The sequence below is a fragment of the Paenibacillus sp. LHD-117 genome (genome assembly GCF_030929555.1).
GTDB lineage: Bacteria > Bacillota > Bacilli > Paenibacillales > Paenibacillaceae > Pristimantibacillus.
In genome coordinates this window covers 25,790-49,837 of record NZ_JAVFVT010000008.1, presented here as the reverse complement: position 1 = coordinate 49,837, position 24,048 = coordinate 25,790, and the positions used below count along the sequence as shown (strand labels likewise).

General features: G+C 55.2%; 21 protein-coding genes and 1 pseudogene. 5 read left to right on the top strand and 17 right to left on the bottom strand.

The genetic code is table 11. The annotated features are described in order from the left end of the window. From RB620_RS08030 to RB620_RS08010, 5 genes are all read right to left on the bottom strand, one after another. Nucleotides 1-834, bottom strand: coding sequence for a carbohydrate ABC transporter permease (locus tag RB620_RS08030; protein ID WP_308093319.1), 834 nt, complete (start codon nucleotides 832-834; stop codon nucleotides 1-3). 1 nt (nucleotide 835) lies between these two features. Beyond that, entirely contained in the window at nucleotides 836-1,735 is a 900-nt protein-coding gene (locus RB620_RS08025; protein WP_308093317.1) for a carbohydrate ABC transporter permease, read from the bottom strand. Between the two features lie 120 nt (nucleotides 1,736-1,855). Further along, nucleotides 1,856-3,136, bottom strand: a complete 1,281-nt coding sequence (locus RB620_RS08020; RefSeq protein ID WP_308093316.1) for an ABC transporter substrate-binding protein — start codon at nucleotides 3,134-3,136, stop codon at nucleotides 1,856-1,858. A gap of 116 nt (nucleotides 3,137-3,252) precedes the next feature. After that, complete coding sequence (locus RB620_RS08015) at nucleotides 3,253-3,777, bottom strand: hypothetical protein (protein ID WP_308093314.1); 525 nt, start codon at nucleotides 3,775-3,777, stop codon at nucleotides 3,253-3,255. Beyond that, a complete protein-coding gene (locus RB620_RS08010) occupies nucleotides 3,771-5,213 on the bottom strand; it encodes a glycoside hydrolase family 43 protein (RefSeq protein WP_308093313.1) in 1,443 nt (480 codons plus the stop codon). The genes RB620_RS08015 and RB620_RS08010 overlap by 7 nt, the downstream gene beginning before the upstream one ends. 298 nt (nucleotides 5,214-5,511) lie before the next feature. Between RB620_RS08010 and RB620_RS08005 the strand changes: the two are divergent. Both RB620_RS08005 and RB620_RS30310 read left to right on the top strand, forming a co-directional pair. After that, nucleotides 5,512-6,852, top strand: a pseudogene (locus RB620_RS08005) (family 43 glycosylhydrolase); the annotation flags it as partial. Next, on the top strand, nucleotides 6,841-7,293 hold the full coding sequence (locus RB620_RS30310) for an RICIN domain-containing protein (protein WP_374121384.1): 453 nt from the start codon (nucleotides 6,841-6,843) through the stop codon (nucleotides 7,291-7,293). The pseudogene RB620_RS08005 and the gene RB620_RS30310, both read left to right, overlap by 12 nt. Here the strand turns inward: RB620_RS30310 and RB620_RS30305 are convergent. Further along, nucleotides 7,283-7,513 carry a ferric reductase-like transmembrane domain-containing protein gene (locus RB620_RS30305; protein WP_374121378.1) on the bottom strand — a complete coding sequence of 77 codons (231 nt, stop codon included), beginning with the start codon at nucleotides 7,511-7,513 and terminating at the stop codon, nucleotides 7,283-7,285. The genes RB620_RS30310 and RB620_RS30305 overlap by 11 nt on opposite strands. A gap of 110 nt (nucleotides 7,514-7,623) precedes the next feature. Continuing rightward, on the bottom strand, nucleotides 7,624-8,037 hold the full coding sequence (locus RB620_RS08000; protein ID WP_308093310.1) for a ribosomal maturation YjgA family protein: 414 nt from the start codon (nucleotides 8,035-8,037) through the stop codon (nucleotides 7,624-7,626). Nucleotides 8,038-8,498: 461 nt separating this feature from the next. On the opposite strand from RB620_RS08000, the gene RB620_RS07995 reads away from it, so the two are divergent. Further along, nucleotides 8,499-9,383, top strand: coding sequence for a pirin family protein (locus RB620_RS07995; protein ID WP_308093308.1), 885 nt, complete (start codon nucleotides 8,499-8,501; stop codon nucleotides 9,381-9,383). Nucleotides 9,384-9,508: 125 nt separating this feature from the next. Here RB620_RS07995 and RB620_RS07990 read toward each other — a convergent pair whose 3' ends face one another. Both RB620_RS07990 and RB620_RS07985 read right to left on the bottom strand, forming a co-directional pair. Further along, nucleotides 9,509-10,732: an MFS transporter gene (locus RB620_RS07990; protein ID WP_308093306.1), complete on the bottom strand. Its 1,224-nt coding sequence runs from the start codon at nucleotides 10,730-10,732 to the stop codon at nucleotides 9,509-9,511. Between the two features lie 289 nt (nucleotides 10,733-11,021). Continuing rightward, nucleotides 11,022-12,182 carry an MFS transporter gene (locus tag RB620_RS07985; RefSeq protein ID WP_308093305.1) on the bottom strand — a complete coding sequence of 387 codons (1,161 nt, stop codon included), beginning with the start codon at nucleotides 12,180-12,182 and terminating at the stop codon, nucleotides 11,022-11,024. Between the two features lie 262 nt (nucleotides 12,183-12,444). Between RB620_RS07985 and RB620_RS07980 the strand changes: the two genes are divergently transcribed. After that, the gene (locus RB620_RS07980; protein ID WP_308093303.1) at nucleotides 12,445-12,645 is read left to right on the top strand and encodes a DUF378 domain-containing protein; all 201 of its coding nucleotides are present in this window, start codon (nucleotides 12,445-12,447) and stop codon (nucleotides 12,643-12,645) included. A gap of 161 nt (nucleotides 12,646-12,806) precedes the next feature. Here RB620_RS07980 and RB620_RS07975 read toward each other — a convergent pair whose 3' ends face one another. The 8 genes from RB620_RS07975 to RB620_RS07940 form a co-directional block, all read right to left on the bottom strand. After that, nucleotides 12,807-13,094: a hypothetical protein gene (locus RB620_RS07975; RefSeq protein WP_308093302.1), complete on the bottom strand. Its 288-nt coding sequence runs from the start codon at nucleotides 13,092-13,094 to the stop codon at nucleotides 12,807-12,809. Nucleotides 13,095-13,259: 165 nt separating this feature from the next. Continuing rightward, entirely contained in the window at nucleotides 13,260-14,399 is a 1,140-nt protein-coding gene (locus tag RB620_RS07970) for a toxic anion resistance protein (protein WP_308093300.1), read from the bottom strand. Nucleotides 14,400-14,449: 50 nt separating this feature from the next. Continuing rightward, nucleotides 14,450-16,144, bottom strand: coding sequence for a vWA domain-containing protein (locus RB620_RS07965; RefSeq protein ID WP_308093299.1), 1,695 nt, complete (start codon nucleotides 16,142-16,144; stop codon nucleotides 14,450-14,452). Between the two features lie 12 nt (nucleotides 16,145-16,156). Next, the gene (locus RB620_RS07960; protein WP_308093298.1) at nucleotides 16,157-16,828 is read right to left on the bottom strand and encodes a hypothetical protein; all 672 of its coding nucleotides are present in this window, start codon (nucleotides 16,826-16,828) and stop codon (nucleotides 16,157-16,159) included. A gap of 192 nt (nucleotides 16,829-17,020) precedes the next feature. Continuing rightward, complete coding sequence (locus tag RB620_RS07955; RefSeq protein WP_308093296.1) at nucleotides 17,021-18,589, bottom strand: DUF3502 domain-containing protein; 1,569 nt, start codon at nucleotides 18,587-18,589, stop codon at nucleotides 17,021-17,023. A gap of 348 nt (nucleotides 18,590-18,937) precedes the next feature. Further along, nucleotides 18,938-19,825, bottom strand: a complete 888-nt coding sequence (locus RB620_RS07950) for a carbohydrate ABC transporter permease (protein WP_308093294.1) — start codon at nucleotides 19,823-19,825, stop codon at nucleotides 18,938-18,940. Nucleotides 19,826-19,850: 25 nt separating this feature from the next. Further along, nucleotides 19,851-20,771, bottom strand: a complete 921-nt coding sequence (locus tag RB620_RS07945) for an ABC transporter permease (protein WP_308093293.1) — start codon at nucleotides 20,769-20,771, stop codon at nucleotides 19,851-19,853. Between the two features lie 225 nt (nucleotides 20,772-20,996). Then, entirely contained in the window at nucleotides 20,997-23,342 is a 2,346-nt protein-coding gene (locus tag RB620_RS07940; RefSeq protein WP_308093291.1) for a helix-turn-helix domain-containing protein, read from the bottom strand. A 258-nt stretch (nucleotides 23,343-23,600) separates the two neighbouring features. Here RB620_RS07940 and RB620_RS07935 point away from each other — a divergent pair, with 258 nt between their 5' ends. Further along, a complete protein-coding gene (locus RB620_RS07935) occupies nucleotides 23,601-24,047 on the top strand; it encodes a hypothetical protein (RefSeq protein WP_308093290.1) in 447 nt (148 codons plus the stop codon). Nucleotide 24,048 lies beyond the last annotated feature (1 nt).

Here is a 24,048-nt window from a genome sequence, read left to right as displayed (position 1 = left end):
TTACTTCACGCCCGCTTGCGTAATCGCCTTGACGAACGAGCGTTGACCCAGAATAAAGACGATCATGACGGGAAGCGTCGCGATGGTCGTCATCGCCATCAGCTTGCCGTACGCCTGCGTATAGCTGCCTTGCGCCATAAGCGCGATACCGGCTGTTATCGTGCGCATCTCCGGCGAAGTCGTCGCGTAGAGCGGCCATACGAAGTCGTTGTAGATGCCCATGAACGTGAAGATGCCGAGCGTCACCATGATGGACACCGAAGCCGGCAGCAGAATGCGGGAATAAATTTGCCACTTGTTCGCGCCGTCGATGCGGGCCGCTTCCTCGATCTCCTTCGGGAACGAAATAAAAAATTGATATAGCAGGAAGACGCCGAACGCCCCCGCCGTATAGGGCAGAATAAGCGCCGAATACGTATTGATGAGCCGAAGCTGGTTAAATTCCATATACATCGGCAGGAACGTCAGCACGCCCGGAATCATCAGGGAGGCGACGAACATCGCGAACAACGTGCGGCGCAGCGGAAGATCGGACAGCCGCGCGAGCGCGTAGGCCGCCATGGAATCGATCAGCAGCACGATCGCCGTGCCAATGATCCCGACCGACAGGGAATTCGTGATCCAGCGCACGATCGGAACGTTCATAAGCTCGCCGGCGAGCCCTTCCACGTAGTTTTCGACCGTCGGTTTTTTGGGGATGAAATTCATCTGGCCGGCAAGCGCCTCAAAATCGTTTTTGAACGATGTCGATATCATCCAGATCAGCGGCAGCAGGAAAATGGCGGCGATGACGGATGCGAGCAGGATAAGCAGCAGTTTGCGCGTCGAGTTCATGTTATACGCCACTCTCCTTTCGGCCGTAGGTCAATCGGTATTGCACGATGGAAATGAGCATGATCAGCAGCGCCATGATAATGGCCATCGCGGACGCGCTTCCCACTTCTTTGCGGATAAAAGCTTGGTCCAGCACGTTCATCAGCAGCACCTTCGTCGAATCGCCGGGGCCGCCACGGGTGAGCAGGAACGGCTGCGCGTATACGTTGAAGGAAGCGATCGTAGACGTAATCATGATGAACAGCATGACCGGCCGGATGGACGGCAGCGTAATATGGACGAACTTGTTCCAAGCCGTCGCCCCGTCGATCGAAGCCGCTTCGTAGAAGTCCTCGGGCACTTCGTTCAGCGCGTTGATGAAGATGATCATGTTGAACCCGATTGTCCACCAAAGCGTCGTGGCGATTAGAGAGACCCATGCCCAAGGCGTGTCCGTCAGCCATGGAATCGTATCCAGATTCAGCTTCATCAGCATGCTGTTGATGAAACCCGCGTTCGTGTCGAACATCATGAGCCAGATGACCGCCATGACGGATGCCGAGATCGCGTACGGCATGAAGTAGAACGTCCGGAACAACCCGCGGATGCGGCCCGGCAATTGATTGACGAGCAACGCGAGACCGAGCCCGACTAGAATAAGCAGAGGCACGGAGAACAGGACGAATTGGGCTGTCGCCCAGAGCCCGCGGAAGAAGACGCTGTTCTCGTACGTCCCCCCGGTGAAAATATCGATATAGTTGCTAAGCCCGACAAACGGATGCTCCTCGGACAACAATTCGAAGTCATGGAAGCTGATATAGACGCCGTATCCGATCGGAAACAGCAGGAACATGGCGAAACATACGGTATACGGCAAAGCGAACAATGCCGAGGTGAACCTGGACAACCAAGTCGTTCTCATTCTCGAATCCCTCCAACGAAACTGACGTGTCGCTTACTGATCATGAAGAAAAAAGAAAGGACGGGAGCCAGTCTGCCGATTCCCGTCCTTCCAGCGCTCTTGCGTTTACTTGCGGGCCGCTTACTTTCCGACCGCTTGCTTCGACTTCGCGGCTGCGTCATCCATCGCTTTCTGAGCGTCCTTCTTGCCGAGGAGCGCGTTGTTCAGCTCGCCCCAGATCGGCTCGGAGATCGTCGGCCAGTTCAGCACGTTCGGCGCGAATTGTACGTAGGAGAAGCTCTCCGCGATTGCGCTTTGCGGCAGCGCCTTGAATTCCGCGCTCTCCAGCATCGGCTTCGCGGCCAGCGCTTGGCCGGATTCCGCCCACTCCAGGGAGTTAGAGGATACGTATTTCAGGAAGTCGCCGATACCGGCAACCACTTTCTCGTCGGTAACGTCCTTCGGAATGGCGAAGTTATGGGATCCGGCGAATACCGCTTGTTTTGCTTTGCCGATCTGCGGCACCGGAGCGACGCCGTAGTTGAGGCCCGCTTCGTCGAATTGCGATTTCATCCAAGGGCCGTTGAATTGGATCGCGTTTTTGCCTTGAAGGAACAATGTATTCTCTCCGTCCTGCTGCACGTTGCCCGGAGAAACGCCTTTGTCGACCATGCCGCGCAGCCATTGGATCATTTCGACCGCCTCGGGAGAGTTGTACGCGACTTCACTGCCGTTCCACAGTTCGCCGCCGTTCTGCCAGACGAGGGTCGGGAAGATGAATTGCTGCGGCCACAACGTCGGAACGACGTAACCGTAGATGCCTTTGTCCTTGTTCGTCACTTTCTCCACCGCCGCGTCGAACTCTTCGCGGTTCGTCGGCGGGCTCATCACGCCTGCCGCCTCCAGCAAATCCTTGTTGTAGTACATGACGAGCGGATGAATGTCGAGCGGAATGCCGTACAGTTTATCTTCGATCGTAGCGTAATTGATTGCCGCTTCAACGTAAGCGCCTTTGTCGATGCCCGCTGCGCTTGCCAGCTCATCCATCGTCTGCAGCTGGCCTTTGTTCACATAAGTCGGAATTTGATCCAGGTGCATGATCATCAGGTCAGGGCGATCTTTGCCCGTGCTAAGCGCAACGTCGAGCTGCTTGTAATATTCGCCGTTCGGCTGAATGACGAAGTTGATTTTGTAACTGTCTTGGGACGCGTTGTACTTGTCGACGATCTCCTTCATGAACGGGCCGTCCGCGCCGGAGAACGGCGTCCAGAACAGGAATTCCGTCTTCTCGCCTTTCTTGCCGCCCGAATCGGATGAGCCTTCCGAGCCTCCGTTCGTCTCGCCGCCGTTGTTGCTGCATCCCGTCGCCACCATGGCGAATACCGTCAGTACCGATAGCCAAGCCGTCACTCTTTTTTTCATCGCTTCATTTCCCCCTAGTCGATGGTTGGAAAGACGTTTGATCTTTCTTAGGACCAATCTTATCCCGAGGGGCTTTCCAAAAAAATGCCGCATTTTTTGATGCTATGGACAAATTTTTAGGTCCCTAGCGCCGTCCATTCCAAAGTTTGCAGCCGGATTTGGCGGCTGGAAGACACCGTCAACGCGATCAACGCCTCTGCCGCATCCTCCGAAACGGCAAGCTCGCGATCCACCAAGACGAGCAGCTTGCCGCCTTCGTGACGAATATGCAGCGTGCCGGCATTCGCAAGCGTCAGGGCCGGAACGACGATGCTGCGCGAGCCGCCATCGGGCATCTGCAGTGCGAACGCAACCTCCTCCAACCTCCCTCCGATATCGAAACGGCAGGCCGAGTCTTCGCCCGGGAACGGATTGCGGGCGGTTAACGAAGCGCTTCCTTCCGCTGCTGGCACGCCGATCAGATAATCCCCCTCCGCGCGCCAGTCGCCGCTCGCAGGGCTCAAGACGTCCGCGCAAGCCGCCGCGCCCGCTTCGCGGAAGGAAAGCGCGCCGGTTAGCGCGATGCCCGCATAACGAGCGGACGTGTAATGCGTTGCAAGGCCGTAACGGGCAGCCGTCGACGAGCATATATACGTCAACAACCCGATGCCGTCCAGCTCGACGCGAAGCGAACGGCCTGCCGCATGGACCAACAGCTGATGATAAACATCGAATCGTAAATACCGGGCACTTGCTTAACCTGCGCCTCCAGCTTGATGCCCCCCACCGTTTCGTACACGCCGATCGTCCGCTTGCCAACGTCGAACAGCACCTCCACGAAGCTGCGATCATCCGCGGCGCGCAGCACGGCGCCGTACAATCCGCCCATGTGGCTGCGCTCCCACTTTACGTTTAATTCCAATACCGCATGCGGATATGCGGCATCGAGATACGCCCGCCCGATGCCGACGCGGCTATGCTGGAGCAGACTGCTGCCCTCGATTGCCCATTCTCCGCCATCCGTCGTCCATCCCCGGCCGATGTCCGGGGAATCCGGCCGGTCGAATAAATCTCTGAAGGACGGCAGTGCTGGAGCCGGCATCGCGTCGTACGTCGGTCCGGGCACCCACATACGCTCCCCTTGCCAGAGCAGCGGATCGATCCGCATCTGCCTGCGCTCGCTTTCATCCGGCTGCCCGTCCGTTCGGACTTCGCGCCCATGGTAGACCACCCAATCGTCCACGTTGTTCGGCGCCTTCGCGACGCTGTTATGGCCGACGCCCTCCACGCTCCCGTTCTGCCTTAGCAGCGGCTCGTACGTCTCTTCGTCCGGATGCTTGTGCCACTCCAGTTCCGTCAGCGAGCAGCCTTCCGCATGATCGGCCACGCTGTAGCCGATGTAATAATACGGGCTGGTGAACGCGTTGCCGCTGTACATGACGTAATGTTTGCCGCCCCTCTTCAGATGGAAAGCCCCTTCGATCGTATGCCAGTCCCTTCCGTCGCCGAACCGGTTCTCCGCGAAAATCTCTTCGTCCAGCGTCGGCCGTACGATTAACTTCGGCTTGCGCTCCAGCGTGAACGGGTCCAGCAAGCGGTCGGCCAGAATGACCGTGCCCGCGCGATGCGCGTCGATGCCGTACGTCTCGTTCGTCGAATAGAACAGCACAAGCCCGCCGTCCGCGTCCCTCACGACATGCGCGTCGATCGAGAACGTATCGAACAGCGTCGACTTATATTCGAACGGTCCTTCCGGGCGTTCTGCGACCGCGACCCTCATGAATTGGAAATGCGGGTCCTCTTCCCCTTGCGGCATGTTCGAGACGTAGAGATAAAACAATCCATTATCGAAAAAGACGGCAGGCGCCCAATAATCGGAACGCCCTTCCTCCCGATAGGCGTAACCAAGGTGCGTCCACTCCGTCATCTCTTTGGAGCGCATGATGCTCACGCCTTCCTTCGACGTCGCGTAGGCGTAATATTCACCGTTAAATTTCAGGACATAAGGATCGGGATTGTAGCCGGGAGATAACCCGGGAGCCGATAATTGCTGCAGATCGTTCGATAAGACGGGCAAAGGATTCGTGTACATTCGCATGTGCGTGCCTCCATGATTCGTGATTTATCAGCCATTATAGCGGAATGCGGACGATCCCAAGGAGAGCCCTTCTTTGGACGTTATGGACATATTTATAGGCGTTGGAAGAGAAAGCATGTAAATCCGTCTATATCCGGCATAAAATTGTCCTGTCTCCCGCGCGATCCGCATGTTTCAATATTCGTAAGCGCTTACTTGAATCGGGATAACAAGCGCTAATTCCAGAATGAAAGGAAGTTGATTCATGAAAACTTGGAAGCAAGCCGTCTTAAGGGGCTGCGTCCTCCTGCTGCTGCTCATGCTGGCCCTCCCCTACGGCTCGGCCGCGGCGGCAACCCATCAAAGCAACTTCTACAACGTGCTCGTGCAAGACGGCGCGGACCCGTGGGTGTACAGGCATACCGACGGCTACTATTACTTCACCAAGACGACGGGCGGCAACGTGACGATCTGGAAGAGCGCCAGCCTGACGGGCATCGACGCCGGCGCGTCCCGCGTGATCGAGACGGGCTGCTGCAACGTCTGGGCGCCGGAAATCCATTACATGAACGGCGCCTGGTACATTTATTACGCCAAGGATAACGGCGACAACGCCAACCACCGGATGTACGTGCTGGAGAACACTTCGGCGGACCCGATGCAAGGCACATGGACGAACAAAGGGCAGATTACCGATCCGACCAACAAGTGGGCGATCGACGGCACCGTGCTGCAGGTGAACGGCCAGCTTTATTGGATCTGGTCGGGCTGGGAAGGCGACACGAATGTCAGGCAGAACCTCTACATCGCCCACATGAGCAATCCTTGGACGGTCGACTCGAACCGCACGGAGATCGCGAGACCCGTCCACAGCTGGGAGACGAACCATTCGCCGAACGTCAACGAAGGTCCGCAGGTCATCGTCAGGAACGGCGTGATCAGCCTCGTCTATTCCGCGAGCGGCAGCTGGACGAACGACTATTGCCTTGGACTGATTACCGCCAGCACGAGCAGCAATTTGCTGCAAGCATCCTCGTGGAGCAAGCGGACGCAGCCGATCTTCAGCACCGGCAACGGCCTGTACGGTCCCGGGCATCACGCCTTCACGAAGTCTCCTGACGGAACGGAGGATTGGATCGTCTATCACGTCGCGAAATACAACAACGCCGGCTGGAATCGGGAAATCCGCGCGCAGCGCTTTACATGGAACGGCGACAACACGCCGAACTTCGGAGCGCCGGCGGCGCCGAATACGCCAATTGCCGTCCCGTCCGGCGAATCGCAGCGCGTCCGGTACGAAGGCGAAGAAGGCACCTTCGGCGGCGGCGCCTACGCATCCTCAAGCGCGACAGGCTCAGGCGGCAGCAAGGCGGGCCACATCGATACGGCCAGCTCGTTCGTCGACTATACGGTATACGCGGCGCAAGCCGGGGACTACATACTGTCCGCGCGCACTGCGAACGGTACGTCCGGCGGTGGCTGGTCGTCGCTGACGATTACGGTGAACGGCGTCTCCTCTCCGTTCCATGTCACCAACAAGGGCTGGGAGAACTGGGGTACGTCCACGATCAAGACATGGCTGAACGCGGGCTGGAACACGGTCCGGTTCACCAAAGGAACCGGCTATGCGGAGCTTGACTTCTTCGACCTGACGCCGGCCGTCCCTGCGGCGCTGACGGGCTCCGTCTACAAGCTGATCAACCCCGCCAGCGGCAAAGCGCTTGATGTGGCGGGCGGCGGCACCGCGAACGGCACGAACGTTCAGATCTGGGACGATTACAACAACAGCGCCCAGGAATGGCGCATCACGAGCCTCGGCGACGGAGCCTACAAGCTTGTGAATCCGGCAAGCGGCAAGGCGCTCGATGTGGCGGGCACCGGGACGGCGAACGGGACGAACGTCCATATCTGGCAGGACTACGGCGGCAGTCCCGCGCAGCGCTGGGCGATCATCTGGAACGGCAGCGCCTTTAAGCTGATCAATCCGAACAGCGGCAAAGCATTGGACGTTGCCGGAGGAAGCACGTCGAACGGCGCGAACGTTCAAATCTGGGAAGATTACAACAACGCTGCGCAGGCTTGGCAGTTAATTAGGAAGTGAAGCGGCGACGGGCATAAAAACGGGGCAGTCCCTCGCGAGCATCTCTGCTTGCGAGGAACTGCCCCTTCCCGAAAGGCATTACGATTAAGTGCAGCAGCAAGAAAAAAATGATTACGCCCGCATGCTTATGTACCTCGTACATTCGATCGAGACCGCCGACGAGGCGTTCGAGTAACCGCATCCGGGTCGCAAGCAGCAGCGTTAGTGCCATTAGGATCATTATGGATGAGCCGATGTATTCCCCTGCCCAGCGCAGGCCATACTCAAGGTTGCGGTCATAGCGATCGGGGGGAAACATCACCCATAGGCATGTATTGACAAACAGCAGCGTTAGGATGATGCGAGCGAAGTCCCCGCTCTGAAAAACCTGTCCAGCAAATAGATGCCCCCTATGCCTAAGCCGTATCTGATGAAGTCCGCGCTCAGGAATCCCCTGCCAAGAACGAGACCGCCGAACGCCGTTTCCCGTATCGAATCGATCCACTCCGCATGGTACAGCTGGCTCAGCTCGATCGCCAAGCAGAATACGAGGCTTGCGATTAGCGCGCGTTCCGCACGTTTGAAGGTCCAGATGACACGGAAGCCGCAATAAATCATAGCGGCCCAAAGCGCATCGCCGAAATGAACCGACACCAAATCCGGCAAGCTCTCCGCTTTTACTCTCGTGGCCAGACCAGCGACAAGAATAAGCGCCGTTGCGCCAATGTAGGCGATTCTAGCCCGGGCTTGTAAGTTTTTTTCCATACCCTTTCCCCCTTTTGTTTCACCGGCACATCCATACTCGTCTTACTAGTTGATTGCTCCGAAATGACCGTAACCTCTAACGGAACTCAGCGCTCTTATATTGCGATTATGAGCTTATATGGATATCTAAAGGAACTAAGAGCACTTATTCTATTGAAAATGGCGTTTTTCAAGCTGAAAATCATAAATAAGGTGCCATACTTCCGTTAGATATTCATTTCGTACAAAATGAGCCGAATAGCGTCAGCTGTTTCCGTTAGCATTCTAGATCAACCATAATGGCAATCGTTTTTTGGATCGTTCTATTAGTTTAAAACAATCGTTCCGTCCGGCATAGCTTGCGGAGCATAAAACCATGCGATGATGCGCAAGATAAGTTGACGGCTTCTGTTTCTTATGTTATCTTTAATTTAAGATAATCAATATAAAGATAAAACTTTACGATAAAGGAGCACATCAATATGACAAAGACTTTCCGCACGATTGAAGGCGTCCACAAAGGCGCGCCGTTCCACATGGTCGGCGACGGCTTCCGGGTTTCCAACTACTTCCCGTCGGGCAAGGATCTCGGTGGGCGGATTAGCCCCTTCCTGCTGCTCGACTATAACGCGCCGCATGTTTTCCCTCCGAGCGAATCGGCAAGAGGCGTCGGCGCGCATCCGCACAGAGGATTCGAGACCGTCTCGATCGCTTATGAAGGTTACGTCGAACATCATGACAACCACGGCAACCATGGCATTATCGGACCCGGAGACGTGCAATGGATGACGGCCGGCTCCGGCTTGCTGCACAAGGAATATCATGAGCGCGAATTCGCGAAGCGCGGAGGCACGTTCCATTTTATCCAGCTATGGGTTAACCTTCCTCGCGAACACAAGATGCATGCGCCAAAATATCAGGAATTGCCGAAAGCGGATATGGGCCGCGCGCAGCTGCCGAATGGCGGCGGCGAAGTGCGCATTATCGCAGGCGACTACCAAGGCGTGCACGGTCCCGCGCAAACCTTCACGCCGATCCATCTGTTCGATATCGACTTCAACAAAGGCGGCGTCGCCGAGTTCGAGCTCCCCGCCGCTTACAACGCAGCCGCGATCGTTTTGCGCGGAAGCGCGAGAATCAACGACGAACGGGAGGTTGGCGAAGGTTCGTTTGTCTTATTCGGCAACGCTGACGGGAATATCCGGATCGAAGGCTTGACGGACGAGACGCTCGTCCTTGTACTTGGAGGAGAACCGATCGACGAACCGATGTTCCAATACGGACCGTTCGTCATGAATACGCGCGAAGAAGTCATTCAAGCCTACGCCGACTTCCAGGCGGGCAAGATGGGCAGCGCGGATTTCTAAGCACGCGGATTGCGGGTTCTCGGCAGATCTACGAAAGCAGGGCTATCTCCTAGGTTAAATCACCCCCTCGGAGACAGCCCTGTTTTTTGTCTATGACTTACCTATTCAAGTCGCAAGTGACCTGCTTACGAGGCACTTGAAACGGCCTCCGCGACCTGCAGCCGCTTGGATAATACGATTAAGATCAAGCCTGTTCCTATCGTAACAACCCCCGATCCGATAAACCACGATTGAATGCCGTACTTGTCGACGATCGGTCCGGCCAAGAGCAGTCCGACCGGTGAGGAAAGCAGCATGATGCTGGTCACGAGCGAGATGACCCGTCCCAGCATCGCGGGATCGAAGGCTCTTTGGATCATGGCCATGTACGGCCCGTTGAAGAACGGCGCTGCCGCTCCCATAAGGAACGAGAGCACGACGAAAGCAATGAACGCTTCTTGGCCCAGGAAGCCGCTTGCCAAGCTGGTTACGCCCATGACGGTCATGCTCAGGCAAATATACGTCATATCCTTCCACTTGGAAGCCGCGACGGATAGCGCCAAGCCGCCGCCGATCATGCCGATCGCGAATAGCGCTTCCACCACGCTGGCGCTGTAGCCACCCCGGCCGAAATGAGATAACGTCATAAAAGGAAACAACGTGCCGAGCGGCATAAATACGATCGAAAATACGGCTGTGGCGACCGTGACGATAACGATCGGCTTCACTTGGATGAAAGCCTGCCAGCCCAACTTGAATTCCTCCAGAAACCGGCTCCGCTGTACGGCTTCCGGCTTGGGCTGATGAATCTTAACCAGCATCAGCATCACGTTAGCGATAACCGCCCCCGCGACGTCCAGAAGCAGCACCGTCCCAAGGGAAGTCGCGGAATAGACCGCGATGCCGAGCGCCGGCCCGATGACATTCGAGAACGAGAACACCATCTGCTGCCAGCCCGCTACCCGCGTCAGCTGATCGGCAGGCGCGATCAGCGGTATGGCCGCCTGGAAGGCCGGCGCATGGAAGGACGAAGCGATCGACCGTACCATCAAGATCAAATATACGAATCCCAATCCGGGTTCTCCGAAGTAATAGTACAAGCCTAACGCGAGGCTAAACAGCGCGATCGAGCCGTCGGCGATGATCATCGTGAGCTTCCGGTTCCAGCGGTCCAGCCAGACGCCGATGAACGGACCTAATACGGCTTGCGGCAAGAAGCCGACCAAGCTCGCGATCGTCAGCACGACGGCGGACTGCGTCGTCTCCGTCAAATGCCATATAATCGAAAACTGCACCATCGAGGTTGTTAATATCGAGAAGATTTGTCCGCTGAACAACATCGCGAACTTCTTTTGCCAATTGGTTTGCATTTCATTCTCTCCTTCTTTTTGGGCATAACAAAAAACCATTCCTCGCGTCTCTGTAAATGCGACTGCGCAAAGCAAATAAACTTCATCCGCATGATTCGAAAAACGGACGAGTTTCGTTACGCTTCCGCTCGCATTACCTTAACCGCAAAAAATGGATTCCCCAAAAATGCATTACCCGCACCTCCAAACGCTGACGGTTCGTATTGCCTATCAAAGCCCGGTCAACGATAGTGCAAGTCTAACAAGGAATGAAGGGAATGGCAAGGTGACAAACAGCTTAATCCATTCATTACATTCCATCTGCCTCCCCCGCCAACTGCTTCCCGCTTTTCTCCGCCTTCGTCCACAGATAAAGGACGGCCGATCCACCGCATAGAACAAATAGAAGCAAATACATGAACGAGACACCGCGAAGCTCCACGAGCCCGCCCCCGAGCAAGTTGCCCGCGATGCCTCCAATCCCCCAAGTAACCGCCGCAAAAATCGTTTGGAGCGTCGCCTTTGTCTTGTCGCTGGCGAGGCCGTCCACGATCTCGACCGACAGACCCGCGAAGAAGGCGAACGCAATCCCGTCCAGCAGCTGCGTCGACAGCGTCACATAAACGTTGCTCGTCAAAGACAAAATGATATATTTCAGTGCGTACAGCGCGGCCGCGGCCGCCAGCAGCTTCGACTTGCCGAACTTGGCACCCAGCCTGGCCGCGATCCAGAACATCGGCACTTCGATAAGAGCGGCAAGTGCGATGGCGGTACCCAGATACCTTTTGTCGAAACCCTGCTCGTCAAAGTAAATTGGCAAGAAAGTGGCGCTGGCCGTGACGGACAGCATCGTCAAGAACGAAATGAGGCAGAACAGCAAAAAAGGTTTGTTCCGTACGACGTCCCCCATCTGCTCAAAAACGGTGATGCGCATCGAAGCCGCTTTCGTCACCGGGAGGATGAAGATGGCAGCGATGAGCGGAAGCGCCGTCAAGGCATACACCACAAATACCGCGTCGTATCCGTTCTTCTCGTAATAAAATCCGGTAACGAACGCCCCGATCGCGTAACTAAGCGCCCCCCACAGCCGCACGCTGCCGAAGGAGAAGCCCTTCCTCCTGCCGATCTCCACCGCAACCGCATCGCTGAGAGGCGGCAGAGAGGATTGGAACCAAGCGAACAAGATGGACACGACGACAATAACGGCGAAAGCGTCCGCGAGATAAAATAATAAGCCCGCGGCCGGCGTCGCGATGGCGGTCAGGAGCAAGACGGCCCGCGGCCGCTGCAGCCTGTCGTTCAACATGCCCATGACGGGCTGGGCTACGACGCTTATGAATGCCCATAACGATAAGAGATAGCCGATGGAAGAAGGACTGAAGCCCCTCTCGTGGAAATGAAGGCTCGTATATGGAAGCAATACGCTGGCCATCAGATAGAGCAGGAAATAATAAAGCGATACGATTCTCACGGCAGGCACTCCTAAGGATGTTGATTTAATCAAGTTTATGTTTCTAACGATCAAATTAATGCGATTAACGATCAATTCTATTGTACTACAAATCGATGACCGCGTAAGTCCTATGTTCATTCATACAGGCATCAATGTGATTTGTGCATATTCCATAACCAATGTTCATACGATTGTAGTGATCAACCAAGATTCGGCGTGTGGAACGTTGCCTGAACGGGCATTCGTACTACGCGACCGTCCCAAGGAGGTAGAATTCGTTATGAAGGCGCTTAACCTCATCAGCTTGGTTCTTGTTATTTTAGGCGGGTTGAACTGGTTATCCGTTGGGCTGTTCGAGTATGACGTCGTAAGCGAGCTATTCGGAGGATCGACAGAAGTCGGCTCGAAAATCGTTTATATCGTCGTAGGCGCGGCCGCGCTCTATGCGATCTCCCTGCTTCCCAAAGCTTCCAAGGATTAGTCGCTTCCCTTCCTCCGCTAGGTAATGCGAAGGCCGGCATCCGCTTCAAGGCGGTGCCGGCCTTTTTCCTGTGCGCATGCATACAAAAAACAGAGCCGCCGAGGCTTCGCCCCTGCCGCTCTGTCGCTTGATCCACAAACTAGGTGTATGCGGTTACAATTTTACAATTTGGACTTCATGTCCATGAGATACTTGACGACTACCGCCAGTGCTCCTAAATAATAGCCGACCAGCACCACGAATCCGGTTGTGTCCATGGCGGCCAGTCCCGCGAGCATGAACAGCGGAAGCACGAAATACACCATGTCCTTCAGGTATCCGAGCACGAGCTCGTGAGAGAGCTTGCCTCCCGTCATGCCCTTGAACAGCCCCATCAGGAAATCCAGCGCCATCGAACCCATCACGACCCACATCGCTACTTCCATCCAATGAGTAAGCGTACCAAACATTTTGCTTCACCTCCTCGCTACATCCTATGCCGATGCTCGCGAGGTTGTACCGCGGACGAATCACACAATTATTGAATTTCGATTCGATTGACGGCGTCGCGGCGAAAGAACCGGCAACGCTCCAATCGGAGCCATCACCGGTCCTTCCGCTCATTGGGATTTTAGTTATAGCGCGAGTCTCTGCCCCCGCTCCAATCGCTGGATTTGGCGCTCGCCGACGTCTGCCAGCTCCCTGAACTGGTTAATCGTTTCCCTCATGCGCGGAAGGGCTTCCTGCTTGTAAACGCTGATGGAATCAAGCGCTGCAATGACGTCCGTGAATGCTTGCTTCAGCGTGTCGACGGAAATGCTCGTTTCGAGCGATTGCTTATGAATGGCCGCGCCCTGCTCCTTCAACATGCGGGAAGTGCCGCTAATGAGATTGTCGGTCGTTTGATTCAACACCTCGATCTTGCTGAGCACGATACGCTGGTTGTAGAGAGCGCTCGCCACCGTCACCGACGTCTTCAGCGCGGATACCGTCACGTTCCTTGCCCGGTCGACTCCCCGGATCAGCTCCTTGTTGTTGCGGGTGACGACCTCGATCGCCATGATGCCCTGCTGGTTTACCACCATCATCTGCTGCAGATCCATGACGCGCTGGCGCAGCGGGAACAGCACTTCCTCCGTTATGAACCGTATGCGATCCTCGGCCTCCAGCCTCAATTTGGCCGCTTCGATCTGCGACTCGATCTCCTCGTCCATCAAGATGCCGAGCTGGATTTCCTTCCGCAGCTTCTTGGTCAGCTCCCTGAGCGCCTGCTGCTCGAATTCCAGCGTCGTATTGTCGTTCCGCAGTACCGCCTTGCCTTTGTCGAGCGACCCAATAATATCCGAAATAACGGCATCCGCCCGCTGATACTTGGCAAAATAATTCCGCAACGGATTAAAAAATTTGCCTAGCAGGCCGCTCTTCGCGAAGTCCACGACGCTCGGGTCAAGGTCCTTCAGCTGCAGCTGCAGCTCCGTCAACCCTTTGGCAACTTGCCCTCCCTCGTCCCCCGCTCTGGACAGATGGCTGACGGATACTTGCAGAAGGCCGTTCTTCTCCGCGGACGACCGCATCGAACCCATGCCGAATTGGTCGATGGAGGTCAGAATCTCTTTGCGTTTCTCCAGCGACTCCAGATCCAGCTCGAGAATCGCGGCGACATTGGCCCCCGCGAGCGCCTTAAGCTGCAGCATTTCCTCGGGAACGGGCTTTACCTGCTCGTCGATAGCCGACCTGATCTTCTCGGGATTGACGACTTCCATGGTGAACGACATACGTTTCTCCTCCTTTGCGCGTGTGAGCCTGGTATTCCGTTTTTACATTTTTACATTTGGGCATTCAGCAGATTGCTGATCTTATACACGACGTCGTCCGTGTCCGCGTTAATGCTCGCCGCCTCGTTAATACTTGAGATGCTCTTCAACGCTTCGATATTGGCGTTATAGCCGATCGTGTAGATCGGTATCCGGAACGTCTCGATCATGTCGCGGATGTCGTTCAGCGAATGGCCTGCATTCGTCTCCCCGTCGCTAAGGACGAAGATGACCGGCTTCACATCGGGATGTGCGGCGAGCTCTTCGCGCAGCAGCTTCATCGCCACCGCGATCCCGTCGAACGTGGCGGTCTCCCCTCCAGCCTGCAAACCGTTTACCGCGCCGACGAACAACGATTGCTGATTCGCGTCGTATTGGGCGATCGGGAGCTCTACGGTCACTTCGCTGGAATAGGATACGAGCCCGATGCTGTTCTCCCTGCCGAGCACCTTCTGGCCGGACAACAACGATTCCTTCAGCCGGTTCAGCGGCTCGCCGTCCATGCTGCCCGAGACGTCGGCCACGAATACCGCCGCTATCGGCTTGCTCCCGTTTTTTTTCTCCTTCCATAACTTCTGCGCGGGCGACAAAAGGCTGCCCTCGATGGACGACAGCTCCGGCCGATAGTCTTCGAGTCCGTTGAATCCCTTCTCAAGCGCGGCTTGCTGATAATGATCCTGAGTGACGAACTGGGCAAACGCCGCAAGTATATCCAGCTTCTCTTGCGGGAGGTCGCCTAAGGCGTAGAGCGGGCTGTCATGCCGGACGCCGAACGGCGTGAACATGTAGCCGCTTCTCAGATCGGGAGCGTTCATGTACGTTTGGTATTCCAGGACGAAGGCGTCCAACATGCCCGTCTTCGCCGCCTCGCGCATTTGCAGCGTGGTCGACGCGATGAAGGGGACGTTCGCTTGGAAACGTTCGAACCCTTGAACGGCCGTCTCGCCGAGCGGGTTATCACCGCCGTAAGTCCCCAGCGCCGTCACCAGAAAATTAAGTCCCGTCGAGCTGGCGAAAGGATCGGTATAACCCATTGTCAGCTCGTTCTCCGCGATCGCGTCCGTAATCGTCTTTGCGTTCACCGAACCGTACTTCCGCACGAGCTCATCATATTTGGCCCTCGCCGTGACGATGCCCGCCACGTTGCCGACCAGCCGGCGTTCGACGAGTTCGATCGGGATGCCGTCCGCCCGAACCATCTCCCCCCACAGTTCGTTCGAAGGCGTATACGCGTCCGGCACGTATTTGCCGGATCTTATGTAATCGGCGGCCGTTCCCGAGGCGATGTTGCGGAGCTTGACGGATACCGGCTCACCGTCCAGAACGATTCCCGCCCCGTTGAACTCTGCCGCAGCCTCGCTTAGCCAGCCGTCGACCCCCGTCCCCCCTTTCTCCGTCGACGAGAATATTTCCACGTAGTTATCCGTGTTCGGCTCGACCGTAACCGGAATCTTCGATATGTCCGGCAAGGCGTCTCCCACTTGGACGGGATCGAGATCGATCTGTCCCTTAATCGGATCCGCCACGGACGCGCCGATGCGCCGAACGAGCTTATCCAATCTCTCGTCCGCGTTATCGGCGGATGCCTGAATGTTCGGCTTCCCCCAGTCCGACGTAAACGTAATGCCATAATAGACGGCGGCGAACACGAACACCGTAATCGTTCCCAGCACGACAACCGCTTTCCCCCCGCTCCTGCCGGCCATCCGCATCCCCCCTTACGGTTTGTAGTATTTGGTCTGGCTGATTAAGGCGTCGATGTCCTTCATGCACGGCATATTCATGGCATCGCGGTACTCCGCGCTACCGAGGCGCGATAGTTCCGACAACAGTTGGTCCAGCTTGAGCAAAATTTGTTCGTTCGCGCCCAGATAACCCGCCGCTTGTGCGATCACTCCCGCCTTCATCCCCGCCGACCGCTGAACGTCGAGCTGATCCAGAATCCCTCGGATATGCTGATAAAACAGCTCTTCGACGGCCGCGATGACCGATACGAATTTTTTGAAGGTGAGCTCCGCCCTGTCGAAACGTTGCGCCAATAAGCCGTGTAATGCCTTTTTTTTGTTCTCCATCCTTTCCAGCTGATCGAGCGCTCCCGCGGCTTCTGACGGAAAGATTTTCAAATCGCGGTACCGGAGAAGCGCGAGCCAGTACGACTCGTACGTTCGCGGCTCCGGCAGTCGTCTCGGGGGGCCGGGCCGGAAGATCAGCGCATGGCTGCCGTACAGCAGCGTAACCAAGCTCATGACGACGAAGGTGACGACCGAAGCGGACGCGAAAGCACTGCCGCCGCTTAATTCGGCTCCGATCAGCCCCGGCGACAAAACGATGATATTCAGGAACGCGATCAACGCGATGAGAGCTAACAATTTGACGACTCTGGACATCATCAGGGCACCGCACCTCCTCCGCTATTAAATAACTTATTCGGACATTCGATGGGAGTATGCCGAGCCGGGGGGCCATATAGCTTTTCCATCTCCAATTTTTCTTGCGGAGGCCCTGCACGCGAAAAAAAGAGGGGCTGTCTCAAAAGTCATCTTTGACTTTTGGGATAGCCCCTTCTCTCGTAGCCCGATGGTTTACTTACCGTTTGCTGCCTTCCATTCGTCGATCTGCTTCTGCATCTCCGCGAGCAGCTTGTCGAGTCCGGCCTTCTTCAGCTTGTCGTTCAGCTTCGGAAGCGTCGTCTCTGGATCCAGCGATCCCGTTATGAGACCGGCCTTGAATTCGCTGATGACGGAAGCCGTCTGCGCCAGCTCGCTCTTCACGCTGGAAGGATCGAAGCTGAAGCCGAGAATTTTCGACGTCACCGCGTTATTGTTCATGTCCGGTCCGACCGGAATCCATTTCGGCTGAGTCGCATCGGTGCGGTATGCGTTGAACAGGTTGCCGAACTCCCAGCCGGAGTTCACCTGGTAGCCGCTGTTCGCCGTCAGCTGGATCAGGTCGTCTTCGCCCGCCACCTTCGTATAATGCTTGCCTTCGATACCGTAGTTCATTAGGTTGTACAGCTCCGAATCGGAATACATCAGGTCGTACAGCATCATCGCTCTGGCCGGATCCTCGGATGTGCGCGGAATGGCCGTCATCGTCGCGATGATGGAGCCCGTGCTCATGTAAGGAGGACCGAACGGCACGAGCTGCACGTTCTCCGCCTTGCCGCTGCCGAACGCGCCCGCTTGAACGGCCGGGTTGTCCGGGTTCATGACGCCCGTGCGGGATATATATTTGCCGGCGTTCTCGTCCGCCGTCGTATCGGTAAGCGTTGAAGCATCCTTGCGGATGATGCCCTTCTGATACCATTCATGCATCAGCTTCAGGAAACCTTTGAACTCTTCGGTTTCGTACATGTTCACGATCGTCGTTGAATCATCGTTCGTGCGAAGAACACCGGGGTTCGTATCGGAGAAGTACTCCAGTCCGAGCGCCGTGCCGATAAACGTCATTTGATCGTCGTTGCCCTTCACGCGGAAGGCGTACTTGTCCGGCTCGCTGGCGGCCACCTTCTCCAGGAACGGCGTCAGATCCTCCAGCTTAGCGAAGTCCTCTGCTTTATAGCCGTATTTATCCAAGTAAGTTTTGTTGATGATCATGCCCGGTTGTCTCGCCAGCACTTGGGTATTGATAATGGCGTACAGCTTGCCGTCGATTTTGGCGGCGTCCCATGCATTCGCAGGAACCTGCTTCAAAATGTTCTGTCCATGCTCCTGCAGCAGGTCGGTAATGTCGAGATACGCGCCCTTATTGACGTTGGAGATATAATCGTTCGTCCAGTTGGACGTGAACATCAGGTCCACCTTCTCGCCGGAAGCGAGCACGGTCTTCATCTTCTGGTCGTAGTTGCCCCAGTCCACCCATTGAATGTCCAGCGTGGCATTGATCTTCGCCTGTGTGATTTTGTTCATCTCCGCTTCGACGGCTTCCGCGTCTGGGAACACCCCGTTCGGCAAATACCACTTGATCGTGTACGGCTTCAGATCGGATGCCGCGGTTTGTTCCGGCGCCGCAGACGAGCTGTCGCCCGGCGATGCGGACGGTTCGCCCGCTCCGTTATTCCCGCCGTTCGAGCTGCAGCCACCCAGAACCATCGATGCTGCCAGCGCTAGCATCATCGGCGTTGATAACGCTTTCTTTCTCCATTTACTCATACCATTGCCTCCCCATTTGTCTCGTATTGATCTATTGTAATCCAATTAATTGGCTACAACCTTAAAAAGGTTGTTCAAAAAGCCCGCTTTTGATCACGAAGCATATCAAGGAGTGTATTCGACATCGAATCTTGAATTCAGCCGGAACTAAGCGAATGCTTACGAAGTATGTTTCCTTCGGAAACATTGCAGGTGCTCACGTAGCCTCCAGCTACGCTCCGCTCCTCATTTCCTAGCTTTATTCAACCTTCTACAGCGTTTTTGAAAAAAACGCAGCATCGGAAGCATAAGCTCGTGTGCTGAAAACCGGACTTTTTGAACACGTATTTCATGAAAATGCTGGGTGAATTATCCCTTTACCGCGCCGAGCGTCAAGCCGCGCACGATAAACTTCTGGAAGAACGGAAACGCGAACATCATGGGACCAACGGCCAATATAGAGATGGCCATGCGGGCGGACTCTGACGGAATTTTGTCCATGTCGATGTTAAGGCCGGCCTGCATATTGCTCGTCAGGAACTGCAGGTTCACCATGATTCGCTGCAGCATGAATTGGAGCGGGACAAGTTCTTCTTTGCTGATATACAGCATCGCAAGCCACCAGTCGTTCCAGTACGCCAGCGCGTAGAACAACCCGATCGTCGCGAGCGCCGGCTTGGAGAGCGGAAGCACGATCTTCAGGAAGATGCCGAGCTCGCTCGCGCCGTCGATCTTGCCGGCTTCGATCGTCTCGAACGGCAAGTCCTGCATGAACCCCTTCATCAGCATGGCGAACCATGCGCTGACGCCGTAAGGCAGGAATAAAGCAAAGAGCGTATCCTGAAGGTGCAGCACATTCGTCATGACCATATAGGTCGGCACCAATCCTCCGTTGAACAGCAGCGTGAAGAAAACGATAAACGTTGTCATGCGATAGTAGCGGTAGTCCCTTCGGGTCATCACGTAAGCGACGGAAGCGGTCAGCAGCAAGCTGAGCGCCGTTCCGGCGACGGTCACGACGATCGTGACCAGATAAGCGTTGATGAGCTGCTTCGGCGCCTGCAATAAATAATCGTAAGCGACGAACGACACTTGCTTCGGAATGAGCTGGTAGCCGTAATGCGCGATATCGGAGTCCGATGTGAGCGAGACCGAGACGAGATACACAAGCGGAATCAGCGTCAGCAATGCGATGACGGAGAAGAATGTCACGTTGACCCAGCGAAACGCCCGCTGGCTTTTGGTTTGAACAGACACTTTTGTTGCCTCCCCCGCGATGCCGCTAGAGCATCGCGCTTTCTTTGTTGAATTTCTTGACGAGGCCGTTCGTGACAAGCAACAGCGCAAGACCGACGACCGATTGGTACAAGCCCGCTGCGGAAGCCATGCCCAGATCGCCGACGACGCGCAAGGAGCGGTACACATAGGTATCGATCACGTCCGTCACCGGGTACAGCGTTCCTACGTCGCGAGGCACGAAATAGAACAGCCCGAAGTCGGAATAGAAGATTTTGCCCACGTTCAGCATGAACAGCAGCAGCACCATCGGGACAAGCAGCGGCAGCGAGACGCGGAGCATCTGTTGGAATCGAGAAGCGCCGTCAATGGAAGCCGCTTCGTAATAGGTTTGATCGATGGACATCAGCCCCGTATAGAAGATAATCGCGGTATACCCAACGTTCTTCCATAGGTAAGTCAAGATTAGAATCGCCGGCCAATACTTCGCGTCCGCATACCAGTCGACCGGTTGGAGATTCATCCATTCCAACACCTTGTTGACCGTACCGTGCGATGGATTGAGCAGGATATAAGTGAGATATCCGACGACGACCCAAGATAGGAAATAAGGAAAGAACAAGATTGTCTGAAAAAACTTCACCGCCCGCCTGCCCAGCTCCGCCAACAACAAACCGACGACGATGGAAGCCGCAAGACCGATTACAATAAAAGCGGCGTTAAGCAAAATCGTGTTGCGCGTCACCCGGAACGCGTCCTGCGAGCTGAAGAAAAACTCGAAGTTCTTGAAGCCGATCCAGTCACTTCCCCAAATCCCCTTGGCGTAATTAAAATCTTTGAATGCGAGTACGGTGCCGAACATGGGTAGATACGAAAAAACAAATACGAAGATCAACGCTGGCAAACTAATGAAAAACAAAGCCTTATGACGGTTCCATTGCCGCATTTCCCTCCATAGCCATCCCATAATGCCACTCTCCCGTATTTCTGGTCTGTACGAATCCGTACCCTGACTATAGAGGAGATCGCCGCGCGGCCGATACTGTTCATTTGCCTCGAAACTCTGCCGATCGACCGTGATTTTTCGATTCGCGCGCCCCTTCGCACTGTTATTTTTCGCTGTGAACCGATTCGCGGACTGTATTTTTTCGCAAAAAAAGACCGCAAGGGCTCTCCCTTACGGCCTTTCCGTCTATTCTTCCAGCATCCGCTTCGCCATGTAGTCGCGCGGCGTCGTTCCGTATTTCGCCTTGAACACCTTGTAGAAGTGGCTCTCGTTCTCGATGCCGACCTTCAGCATGATCTCGCCGATGCTTAGCTTCGAATTGCCCATCCACTCCACCGCCTTGACCATGCGCGTATGGTTGATGTACTCGGGAATCGTCATCTGCGCGTTTTCCTTGAACACCTTGCCGACCTTGTACGACGATAATTTCAACATTTCGGCGATCATGGGGACACCGAGCTCCGAATCCATATAGTTCGTTTCGATAATCCGCTTGATGGTCTCCGTTGTCATCGCGTTCTGCGGATTGCCCGCGTTCGTCTCGTCCTCGGGAATATCCCGCAGGAACTTGACGATCCGTTCCTGGAATTCCTCCAGCGTCTCGAGCTCGAACCATTCCCCGCTCGTCAGCGCGGCGTTGAAGTTGACCGGCCTGCTTCGTTTCTGATTAATTTCGTACATGGCGTCCTTGAGGCGGTTCACGAGATGCATCAAAGCAAGCATCATCTCGCTGTATTCCAGCTTGCGTACTTGCTTGAGAAGCTCACCGAGCTTCGCTTCCGCGCCGGCAGCATCTCCGCGCTTCAACCGTTCGACGAACGGATTCGCCAAGTCCAGCACCTCGTCCAGCTCGACGCCTCCTTGCTTGCGGTAAGCGATGAGCGGCGTGATGAGCGCTTGCTTGCCGTGCACGAACCGATACGCCATCTGATCGAGCGCCTGCTCGTATGCCCCCGTCAATCCGCGCCAATCCGGCGCGGCCTTGCCGATGGAAGCCGATAACGACAGCTTGTAGGTGCTCCGCAGGTAGTGTTGGGACTTGCCGATCTGTTCCGCCAGACGCTCCATATTCTCTTGGACGGGACCCGGCGTCAAGTTGACGATGATCACGAGATGATCGCTCTTCATCTCGACGGCCTCGGCCTTGAACAACTCCCCGATCCACTCCAGCGTCGTATTGGTTACGGCGAAGTGAAGCGTATCCCGCTCCTTCGGCGTATGCGCTTCTACGAACGATTTTTGATTGTCGATCTTTAGCACGCATACCGCGAACGGTTCGTTTGCATCGAAGCCTTCAACGAGCGCCAATTCGTCCTCCGTCGTCAGATCGCTGTTCATGAGCCACTTGCGCAGAGCATAATGCTTCATGATCTGGCTGTTCGAATTCTGCTCCTGCCTGTACTTGACGAGCTGCTCGTCCGACTCCGCGTACGCCGCCTGTAGGAACGAAAATTCATCCCCGGCCCTGCCTGTCGATTGCCCGTTTCTCGATTGAACCTGATGCAGCAAATTGCGGACCGGACGGTACAATCCTCTCGAGATTTGCGCAGACAACAGAAGCGAAAACGCAAGGATGATGACCGCGATGACGAGGATGCTGGCTCTCAAGGAATGGATGACGTCGTAGGCGGTTTGGTAAGGCACCGTCTTAAACAACACCCATCCCGTATTCTGGATCGGGATGTAGGATACCAGCGTTTTTTGGCCGTCGATCGTCAATGTCTGGGTTTCGATGTCCGTCCTTGCGGATGCCCCGTCCTCGACGGACTCGGCATAGGTTTCCTTCAGCTTGTCCTGCAGCCGCAGCCCTTCCTCGCCGATCGGCGAGCCGACCTTCACGAATTGCTTGCGGTCGTCCATGATCCACAGCTTGTCGTTCGACGAATCGTCTCCCCCGTTCAGCGTCTGGATGTTGCGAAGCAGCCAGTCGAGCTTGAAATTGAGGATGACGGCGCCGTCCATCTTCATCTCTTCGTCCGTCAATTCGTACATGACGTAACTAATGACGGGAATGAACGAAGATGGCTCGTCCCCTTCCCTAATCTCCAGCTCCCGAAGAATCGGCTTTAGAATCGGGAGCGTCTTTCGCTCTTCCAGCAGCTTGTCCAGCCCGGTGTCGGAATGATCGAATTTGCCGAAGGTCGAATAATATTTGTTATTGTTGTTGTTATAGATATAGATGGAGTGCAGAAACGCGTTGCTCGGAATGACGGACGCGTTCAGCTTGTTGATCACGTTCATATCGTCGAACGACTCGTTGTCGTTCAGGTACATCAGCGAACGAACATCGTAATTGTTGTACGTGGATATGGTCAAGTTGCGCATCATTTCGTCCAGATACTCCAAATTGTATTTCATCTGGTTGACGATCTTGCTGCTGTTGGCCGACACGCTGTCGTACATGCGTTTCTGAACGTTGTAATAGACCGTCGTCGACAATATGGCAGTCATCAAAAATATCATGAAGAGGATCACGAGATAAATCCGGATCAAGTATTTGCGGGACTGCAGGGTCGTTCTCCATGTCTTCACTTCCATCCCCCCGGTAAGCGATTTCAGTCTTTCAGTCTGGCTGTTCGAAATACTCCCATAAGGGTATCACACGGGGAAGCGGATGAGCTAGAGCGATTATCCAGAAATGTAAGAGGCCAGCCTGCTTCTTGCTTTTCGGAGATCGTTTATGTTAGCCCATTTATGTAAAGTTAACTTGACACATAGTATTGTATGTTTTACATTATGTATATCCAACTATACCCATTTTACTTGGTTATCCTTGAGGAGGCGCACGGCATGTCATTTCAAGAGAAAAAAACGATTATGGCTTTGATAGGCACTTTTCTTATTTTTGGCTTATACTGCCTGTACGTGTACAAGAACGCCCCTTTCGGCGTTCTGGATCAAGAGGAGCCCTTCCGCTTCTGGGGGATGTTCGTTCTCGTCTTGATTCCGGTGACCATCGCGACCAAGATCGTGCTGCATATTCTATTCTCAATTCTGAACAAAATCACGACGAACGAGGACGAACCTTCTTTCGCCGACGAGCTCGACAAGCTGATCGACCTGAAGTCCACGCGAAATTCCCATTACGTCTTCGTAATCGGTTTCGTTCTGGGCATCGGTTCGCTCGCCGCTGACGCGTCGCCCAGTGCGATGTTCATGATCTTCGTCGGCGCGGGCTTCTGCTCGGAGGTCGCCGGATATTTGTCGCAGCTCTATTACTATCGCAAGGGAGTATAAC